Genomic DNA, 10,203 nt, shown 5'->3' with positions numbered 1-10,203 from the left:
TTTTTTTATTTTCTAATTAAATTAGTGCTGAAACCTTCATAAATTTCATAGAATATCCCTTTTCTTTTAGATTGTCTTCCTAGATTAGTAATTTTTTTGTAGCAGTCTTTTCGATTTTTAATGCTTAAATTTTATTTTTTATATAGTAGAAAGTTAAAATTATGATAATTTACTCCTTATAAAGCTGATAGTTTCGTTGATTTAGCATATATCCACAAAATGGGTTGAGCTTGTCAAAAAGCTGTGATTAATCTTTTTTAATTTTTTTGTTTTCCACAGGTATTTTGCTCTTAATTTTGCTATTTTTATCTCTGGGGATAAGTCTGAAAAACATTACTATCATTTGCTATTTCCTGTGGATAAAAAATTTTTTACACATTATCCACAAATTTGTTAATAACTTTTTCAGATGGTGGAAAACTTTCTTTTGTTAATTTCAACAGACTGTGGAAAAATATAAAGTGAAATGATATAATGAGTTATCAACAAACTAAAAAGTAAAGGAGTAATATGGCATCCCTTAATGAAAATCAAAAATTTTGGGCCCGTGTAACCGAGCTGGCTAGGCAGAGTATCGGTAAACAAGCTTATGATTTTTTTATTGAGCCTGCTCAATTAATGTCTGTCGAGCAAGATACTGCCAATATCTTGCTTGATAGTGGAATGAAAAAAGATTATTGGAAAAAACAGTCCGATTTGATCACAACGGCAGGATTTGAAGTCTTTGGTCGGATGATTGATTATGAACTTTATGCGAATGATGAACTTACTGATATTGAACTACGTCGTTTAAATAATCAATCACCGGTTGATGAACCTCTTTCCGTTGCGAAGCCTACTTCCCCTTTGGTTAGTGGACTTAATGAGAAATATAATTTTGAAAACTTTGTCCAAGGTCCTGGTAACCGTTGGACTTTAGCCGCTGCAATTGCTGTTGCTGATAAACCTGGTGATACTTACAATCCCTTGTTTATCTATGGTGGCGCTGGTTTAGGTAAAACCCATTTGATGCATGCAATTGGGAATCAGATTTTAACTGATAATCCTACAGCTCGAATCAAATATGTTTCGTCAGAGAATTTCGTTAACGATTATGTTAATGCAACACGTAAAAATCAGATGGAAAGTTTTGAGAATACTTATCGTAACTTAGACTTACTTCTATTAGATGATGTTCAATTTTTCAGTGATAAAGAAGGTACGAAAAACGAATTTTTCAATACTTTTAATGCACTCTACGATAAAGGCTCTCAGATTGTTTTGACTTCTGACCGCATTCCTCAAGAATTAAATAACTTGGAAGATCGTTTGGTTTCACGCTTCTCTTGGGGCTTGACTACTGATATTACAGCCCCTGACTATGAAACACGGATGGCTATTCTACTGATAAAATCAGAATCAAGCCATTTAGAATTTCCTAGTGAGACTTTATCTTATATCGCTGGTCAAATCGACTCAAACGTTCGTGAACTTGAAGGAGCTCTTAATCGAGTAGAATTTGTGGCTCGTGCTAATGGGATTTCAATAGTTGATATTGAGACAGCGAGTCAGGCTCTTCGTTCCTTAAAAAATGCAACTCAACAATCTCTATCAAATCTGACTATAAAAAAAATACAAGATGAAGTTGCAAATTATTATCATATTTCATTTTCCGACCTTGTCGGACCTAAACGCCCTAAAGAGATTGCTTTTCCTAGACAAATTGCAATGTATCTTGTCAGAGAACTTTTAGGTACGAGCCTTCCAGCAATTGGAACTGCTTTTGGAGGTCGTGACCATACAACAGTAATGTATGCTTATAAGCAAATTTCAGATAAAATGAAAAATGATATGGATGTCCAAAAAGATATTGATAGCATTAAGCGTAAATTTTAGAACTGTGGAAAACTTACGGACTTATAAAAGCCTTATTCTTTAATTATCCACAGGGGAAAACCTTACGCCTCTAAGAGGATTTGTCTTATACAGATTATCCACAGGACCTACTACTATTACTATTATATTTATAAAAAGAAATTATAAAGGAATATCATGATTAAATTTTCAATTAATAAAACTGCCTTTCAAAATGCTTTGAAAATTACCAAACAAGCAATTGGTTCTAAAGTTACAATTCCTGCTTTAACAAAATTAAAAATTGAAGTTGAAGAAAAAGGAATTACCTTGATTGGTTCAAATGGTCAAATTTCAATCAAAAACTTTTTGCCAGCTGATAATAAAGATGCAAGTATGCTTATTTCAGGAACTGGTTCTGTCTTATTAGAAGCTGCTTTCTTTGAAAATGTAGTAAGTCAACTTCCTGAAGTTACTTTGGAATTTATTGAAAAAGAACAAAAACAAGTTTTGTTGACTTCTGGTAAATCAGAAATTACTTTAAAAGGTTTAGATTCTGAAATTTATCCGCATTTACAAGAAATCTCTGAAGGTTCTTCTTTAAAAATGAAAGTGAAAGTTTTGAAAGAAATTTTCACAGAGACTGTTTTTGCTGTAAGTACTCAAGAAAATCGTCCAATTTTCACAGGGGTTCACTTAGAAACTTTGTCAACGGGTGAATTAAAAGCTGTAGCAACTGACTCACATCGAATGAGCCAACGTTTATTGCCTTTAGAAGATACAGACTTAAAATTTGATGTAATTTTACCAAGTAAATCAATTAATAGTTTTAAAAATGTTTTCACAAATGATGAAGAAGAGATTGAAATTTTCATCAGTGGAAGCCAAATGCTTTTCCAAAATGAAACAATTAGTTATTATAGTCGTTTGATTGAGGGTTCTTATCCTGATACTAATCGTTTGATTCCAAATGAAGCCGATTATACTTTAGATTTGGTTTTTGATGCTGCGCAATTGCGTCATACAATGGATCGTGCACGTTTATTGACAGTAATGACAACCAACGGAACAGTAAAATTGACTGTTTCAGGTGATTCTGTCGTAACCACAGCAAACTCTCCTGAAGTAGGTTCTGTTCATGAAGAACTGACAGCCTTATCAAAAGAAGGTAATGATTTATCTATCAGTTTCAATCCTGAGTATTTGATTGATGCTTTGAAAGTGATTAAAGCACCAGAAGTACGAATTCGTTTCATTTCTAACGTTCGTCCGTTCACTTTGCAACCACGGAATGAAGAATCTGGATTTGTTCAATTGATTACACCAGTACGTACAAATTAATTTTACTGACAGCTCTTTTGTCAGCTTAGATTTACTGACGAAAATATCTGTCAGTAAATTTAGATTTTGTTATAATGGACTTAACGAAAGTTAGGTCTATTTTTTATGGAAATTTTATATACTGAAATTACACAAGATTTGACGGAGGGATTATTAGAAATTGCTCTTGAAGAACTTGAAAAAAATCGGAAAGTTTATTACATTGTGCCTTCTTCAATGTCATTTGAGAAGGAGAAAGAAATATTAGAACGATTAGCAAAAGGTAGTGATACAGCAGTTTTTGATTTACTTGTTACGCGGTTTAAACAACTGCCTTATTACTTTGACAAGCGTGAAAAAGCAACAATGAAAACAGAGTTAGGCACGGTGGGGCTTTCGATGCTTTTTCGGCGTATTTTGAGAAGTTTTAAAAAAGATGAAATTCCGCTTTATTTTTCATTGCAGGATTCAGCCGGATTTTTAGAGATGCTGATTCAATTGAGAGCAGAATTGCTGACAGCCAATCTGTCAGTAGAAAATTTGCCAGATAATCCTAAGAATCAAGAATTGAAAAAAATTCTAACAACATTTGAAGCTGAATTATCTGTGGAATATGCGAATTACTCAGAATTTGGAGATTTTACAAATCGACTTGCTGATGGAGAATTTGATCAGCAGCTTAAAGATGTAACAATTATCATTGATGGTTATACTCGATTTTCTGCGGAAGAAGAGTTATTTATTGAAAGTATTCAAGAGAAAGTTGCCCGCTTTGTTGTTGGAACTTATAGTGATGAAAATTCACTGACAGCTGGTTCGGAGACAATTTACGTGGGAACGAGTCAGATGATTACTCGCTTTCGAAATAAATATCCAGTAGAATTAAGAAAAATAGCTTCTTCATCTGTCAACGAAGTTTACAGTAAGTTGACAAGAATGCTTGATTTAGATTCTCGTTTTGTTATTACTGATGAAAAAATTGAATTAAAAGCAGAAGATGAAAAGTATTTTAGAATCTGGGAAGCTGAAAATCAAAAAGTTGAAATCGAACGAGTGGCTAAGGAAATTAGACAAAAAATCAGCCAAGGGGCTTTTTTCAAAGATTTTACTGTTTTAGTTGGTGATCCAGCAGCTTATGAGATTACTTTGAAAGAAATTTTTGATCTCTATGAGATTCCATTTTTCTATGCTCAAGAAGAATCCATGAGCCAGCATCCTTTAGTGATCTTTTTTGAAAGTCTATTTGCCATCAAAAAAAATAATTATCGAACGGATGATGTTGTCAATCTTTTAAAAAGTAAAGTTTACACAGATGTCAACCTTGATGAAGAAGTTATTGATTACTTTGAATACTATGTTCAAAAGTATAAAATTTCAGGTCGCAAGAAATTTACAGAAGAATTTAATGAAAGTGAATTTTCTCAAATTGAATTAGTTAATGAAATGCGGGAAAAACTACTTGGAAGTGAATCTCCTTTACAAGTATTTTTAGGGAATAATCGACAAAAAACAGGAAAAAAATGGGTTTCTGATTTACAAGCTTTACTTGAAAATGGAAATGTAATGGCAAATATGAATGCCTATTTTTCCGCTGCCGAATTACAAAATGAACATCAAATGGCTGATAAACATGAACAAGTCTGGCAAATGTTAATTTCAACGCTGAATGAGTTCTTCGCTGTTTTTTCTGATGAGAAATTGAAAAGTGTAGAGTTTTTAGATATCTTATTGGCTGGTTTGAAAAATGCAAAATATCGTCAAATTCCAGCAAATGTTGATGTTGTTAATGTTAAAGACTATGAACTTGTTGAACCCAAAACAAATAAGTATATTTATGCTATTGGTTTAAGTCAAACGAATTTCCCTCGAATAAAGAAAAATTCGACGCTCTTATCAGATGAAGAGCGATTAGAAATTAATCAGACAACTGATGAAAATCAATTTATTGAGCAACTTAATGTTGCCAACTATCAAAAAAATCAGTTTACAGTCTTGTCTTTGATTAACTCGGCAAAAGAGAGTTTAGTTTTGTCAATGCCACAGATTATGACCAATGAACAGGGAGAATTTTCTCCAGTTTTTCAATTATTTTTAAAAGATGCTGATGAAAAAATCCTTCAAAAAATTCAAGGAGTGAATCTTTTTGAAAGTCTAGAACACATTGGAAATAGCCGTTCGGTCATTGCCATGATTGGACAAATTGAACGTGAATTAGTTGAATCTGAGGAAACCAATGAGGATAAGCGAGTTTTTTGGTCTAGTATTTTTCGAATATTAGTGAAATCAAATGCTGATTTTCAAAAAATATTACTCGATTTAGCTAAAGATATTGACACTGTAAATTTGGCACCAGACACACTTGAACAAATTTATGGTGATAAAATTTATGCTTCTGTCAGTTCTTTTGAACGTTTTTACAATTGTGAATATCAGTACTTTTTAGAGAATACACTAAGTCTGGAAACTTTTGAAAATATTGATATTAATTCTAAAATTGTTGGGAATTTTTTCCATGAAGTTTTTGAAAAAGTCATGAAAGAGACTGACTTATCAGCAGAAAATTTTGATGAAAAGTTGACACTTGTTTTACAAGAAGTTGACAAAAACTATTCACGCTATTTTACACAAGATGCAACGGCAAGATTTACTTGGAGTAATTTAGAAGAGATTGTCAGGCAAACGGCGACTGTTTTGAAAGCAACTGTATCTACTGATGAACTAAAAACTTTACTGACAGAAAGTAGTTTTGGTTTATCTAAAAGTGAGTTAGGAAATTTTTCAGTTGATGATATTTATTTACGAGGAAGAATTGACCGTCTTGACCAACTTTCTACAGATTACTTAGGAGTGATTGACTATAAATCAAGTGCTCATTCATTTAAATTGCAAGAGGCTTATGATGGACTAAGTTTACAATTTATGACCTATTTAGATGTGATAAAACAAGCTTTTCCTAATCAAAAAATCTGGGGTGCACTTTATTTACAATTTAAAAATCAACCGATTAACCTATCAGAAATTAATCAGTTGTCGGAAATTGCTAACATTTTGAAAGAATCAATGCGTTATGATGGATTAGTATTAGAAGATGCAGCTGAGCAAATAAAAGGTATTGAAAATATTGCTTTAAAAAATACTAATAGTTATAATGAAGAAGAATTTGAGCAACTTTTAAAATTAAATGAGGAACATTACCGGGCAGCTGGTCAGCGATTGAAAAATGGAAAAATTGCAATCAATCCAATAATGAAACGCTCCGAAGGGATTGATCAGTCAGGTAATGTCCGCGGCTGTCGATATTGTCCTCTTAAATCGATTTGTCGATTTGAAGCAAATATTCATATGAATGAGCACAGCCGTGAAATCGGACAAAAATCCCAAGCAGAAATCCTAGCAGAATTAAAAGGAGAAGGGCGAGATGAGTGAAGTAAAATTAACTCCGGAACAAAATGAAGCCATTCATAGTTCAGGTAAAAATATATTAGTCTCAGCTAGTGCTGGGTCCGGAAAAACTTTTGTTATGGCTCAAAGAATTGTTGAAAAAGTCAAACAAGGTATTGAAATTGATCGACTTTTTATTTCAACTTTCACTAAAAAAGCGGCTAGTGAGTTGCGAATGCGACTTGAAAGAGATTTGAAAAAAGCGCGTCAAGAAAGTTCTGATGATGAGGAAGCTCACAGATTGACACTTGCTTTACATAATCTTTCAAACGCAGATATTGGAACAATGGATAGTTTTACTCAAAAATTGACAAAAGCTAATTTTAACCGTGTAAATATTGATCCAAATTTTCGAATATTGGCTGACCAAACAGAAAGCGACTTGATTAGACAAGAAGTTTTTGAACAATTGGTTGAGTCTTATTTATCAGCTGATGAAAGCTTAAATATTTCAAAAGATAAATTTGAAAAATTGATAAAAAATTTCTCTAAGGACAGGAATATTCTTGGGTTTCAGAAGGTAGTTTACACCATTTATCGTTTTGCGTCAGCAACTGAAAATCCAATAAGTTGGTTAGAAAATCAATTTTTAAAAGGTTTTGAGACTTATAAATCACTGACAGACTTATCGGAAGATTTTACAGTGAATGTAAAAGAAAATTTACTGACATTTTTTGAGCTGCTAGAAAATTCACTGACCAATGGTGTGATTGCTAAAAAAGGAGCTGGTCGTGATAAGGCAAATCTAATTTTAGATAATAAAAATGAACTTTTAGAAGCAATAAGTAAAAAAGATTTTGTAACTTTCACAGCCTTATTTTTATCAATAGATACTGATATTCGCGTCGGTTCTTCAAAAGATGAAACACTTTCTGCCTTAAAAAAAGATTTTTCAGCTCAAAAACAAGATTTAGTAGGTTCAAAATCAAAACCCGGAGAACTTCGGAAGTTTGTTGATAAAATCAAACATGGCCAATTAATAGAAAAATATCAAAAACAAGCTTTTGAAATTGCCAGTGATTTACAAAAATTCATTATTGAGTTTTATAAAACTTATCTAGAGCGTAAGAAAAATGAAAATGCCTTTGAGTATTCTGATATTGCTCATTTTGCCATTGAAATTTTAGAAGAAAATCCAGATATTCGTGAAAATTTACGCGAGCATTATGATGAAATCATGATTGATGAGTATCAGGATACTAGCCATACACAAGAACGAATGCTCGAACTTCTTTCTAATGGCCATAATCTTTTTATGGTAGGGGATATTAAACAGTCGATTTATGGTTTCCGCCTAGCTGACCCAGGTCTATTTTTAGAAAAATATAAAAGTTATGATCAAGCAGAAAATCCTAATCAACTGATTCGCTTGAAAGAAAATTTTCGCTCACGGGGTGAGGTTTTAAATTTCACAAATGACATCTTTAAACACCTAATGGATGAAAAATTAGGTGAAATGACTTATGGAAAAGAAGAGGCCTTAGTTCAGGGGAATATTTCTGATTATCCAGTGGAAGCGGAGAAAGATTTTTATCCAGAGCTTCTTTTGTATAAAGAGAATACAAGCGAGGAAGAAATAGAAGACTCGGAAGTAAAAATTTCGGATGGAGAAATCAAAGGGGCAGCACAAGAAATAAAGAAACTGATTGAATCTGGAGTTGAACCAAAAGATATCGCAATTTTAGTCCGTTCTAAATCTAATAATAATAAGATTGAGGATATTCTACTCAGTTATGATATCCCAGTTATTCTTGACGAAGGACGAGTTGATTTTTTGAAATCAATGGAAGTTTTAATCATGCTCGATGTTTTGAGAGCAATTGATAATCCACTCTATGATCTATCTTTGGTTGCGATGCTGAGGTCTCCTTTGTTTGGTTTTAATGAAGATGAATTGACTCGCATCAGTGTTCAAGGAAGCCGTGACCTTCGTTTTTGGGATAAAATTCTCTTGTCATTAAAAAAAGAAGGAAAAAATCCTGAACTTATAAATCTGTCATTAGAACAAAAATTGAAAGCATTCAATCAAAAGTTTACAGAGTGGCGTAAACTTGTCAACCAAATTCCAATTCATCGCTTACTTTGGAAAATTTATACAGAAACCTATTATTTTGATTATGTAGGAGCTTTGAAAAATGGGGAAATGCGGCAGGCAAATTTACAAGCTCTCTCTGTTCGAGCAGAATCTTATGAAAGTTCCGGTTACAAAGGCTTATTTAAATTTGTAAGACTTATCAATAAATTTATGGAACAAAATAATGACCTAGCTTCTGTCAATATTAAACTTCCTCAAAATGCTGTTCGTGTCATGACTTTTCATAAATCTAAGGGACTTGAATTTGATTATGTTTTCTTGATGAACTTACAGTCTCGTTTCAATGATCGTGACCTGAAAGAAGATGTCATTTTAAGCCGCGAGCATGGTTTGGGTATGAAATATATTGCAGATTTGAAAGCAGAACCTGATGTCATTACAGATTTTCCTTATGCTCTGGTAAAAATGGAAACATTTCCCTACATGGTAAATAAAGACTTAAAACAAAGAGCCGCACTTTCAGAGGAAATGCGGGTGCTTTATGTAGCTTTTACTCGTGCAAAGAAAAAACTCTATCTTGTCGGAAAAATTAAGGATACAGATAAAAAAGCAGGACTTGAACTTTATGATACTGCTACTTTGGATGGAAAAATTCTATCTGATAAGTTCCGCAACTCAAGTCGTGGTTTTCAACACTGGATATTGGCTCTTCAAAATGCTACAAAACTTCCAATGAAACTCAATGTTTACACAAAAGACGAATTAGAAACAGAGAAACTTGAATTTACAAGTCAACCTGATTTCAAAAAATTGGTCGAAGAATCAGAAAAATTTGATAATATCATGTCATTTTCTGATGAAATTAAAGAAGCACAGAAAATCATGAATTATCAGTATCCTCATCAAGCTGCTACAGAACTTTCAAGCATTCAAACGCCCAGTCAGGTAAAAAAACGCAGCTACGAGAAGCAGTTACAGGTAGGTGAAGTTCAACCAGTCAGTGAGTTTGTTCGAGTAAAAAACTTGGATTTTTCTGATTTTGGATCTAAGAAAATTACTGCTGCAGAAATTGGTTCAGCAACACACAGCTTTATGCAATATGCTGATTTTTCTCAAGCCGATTTATTTAGTTTTCAAGCAACTCTTGATGAGATGGGATTTGATGAAAAAATAAAAAATCAAATTGATATCACTAAAATTCTAACTTTATTTGATACTGAATTTGGAAAATTTTTATCAGAGAATGTGGATAAAACAGTCAAAGAAGCTCCTTTTTCAATGTTGAGAACAGATGAATTTGCAAAAGAACAATATATTGTTCGAGGAATTTGTGATGGTTTTGTGAAACTTGCTGACAAGATTATCTTATTTGATTATAAAACGGACAGATTTACAAATGTGTCAGCAATTTCCGAAATAAAAGAGCGTTATAAAGACCAAATGAATCTTTACAGTGAGGCCCTTCAAAAAGCATATCATGTCAACCAAATTGACAAGTACCTGATTTTATTAGGAGGACCCAGAAAAGTTTTTGTTGAAAAACTAGATGACTAGAAAGATAAAAAGTAGCTGTT

At 32.7% G+C, this 10,203-nt stretch carries 4 protein-coding genes; all 4 read left to right on the top strand.

The genetic code is table 11. The features are described from left to right. Window positions 1-510 precede the first annotated feature (510 nt). The 4 genes from dnaA to addA all read left to right on the top strand — a co-directional run bounded on the left by dnaA (window position 511) and on the right by addA (window position 10,183). Complete coding sequence (gene dnaA, locus LLA01S_RS05640) at window positions 511-1,875, top strand: chromosomal replication initiator protein DnaA (RefSeq protein WP_011675078.1); 1,365 nt, start codon at window positions 511-513, stop codon at window positions 1,873-1,875. A gap of 156 nt (window positions 1,876-2,031) precedes the next feature. Further along, window positions 2,032-3,174, top strand: a complete 1,143-nt coding sequence (dnaN, locus tag LLA01S_RS05635) for a DNA polymerase III subunit beta (RefSeq protein WP_011834121.1) — start codon at window positions 2,032-2,034, stop codon at window positions 3,172-3,174. A gap of 105 nt (window positions 3,175-3,279) precedes the next feature. Continuing rightward, complete coding sequence (gene rexB, locus LLA01S_RS05630; protein WP_061777967.1) at window positions 3,280-6,579, top strand: ATP-dependent nuclease subunit B; 3,300 nt, start codon at window positions 3,280-3,282, stop codon at window positions 6,577-6,579. Beyond that, the gene (gene addA, locus LLA01S_RS05625) at window positions 6,572-10,183 is read left to right on the top strand and encodes a helicase-exonuclease AddAB subunit AddA (protein ID WP_021165754.1); all 3,612 of its coding nucleotides are present in this window, start codon (window positions 6,572-6,574) and stop codon (window positions 10,181-10,183) included. The genes rexB and addA overlap by 8 nt, the downstream gene beginning before the upstream one ends. The last annotated feature ends 20 nt before the right edge of the window (window positions 10,184-10,203 follow it).

The organism is Lactococcus cremoris subsp. cremoris NBRC 100676 (assembly GCF_001591705.1).
Taxonomy (GTDB): Bacteria; Bacillota; Bacilli; order Lactobacillales; family Streptococcaceae; genus Lactococcus; species Lactococcus cremoris.
Note: the sequence above shows the minus strand (reverse complement) of the source record. Positions and strands in the feature narration are given on the sequence as shown.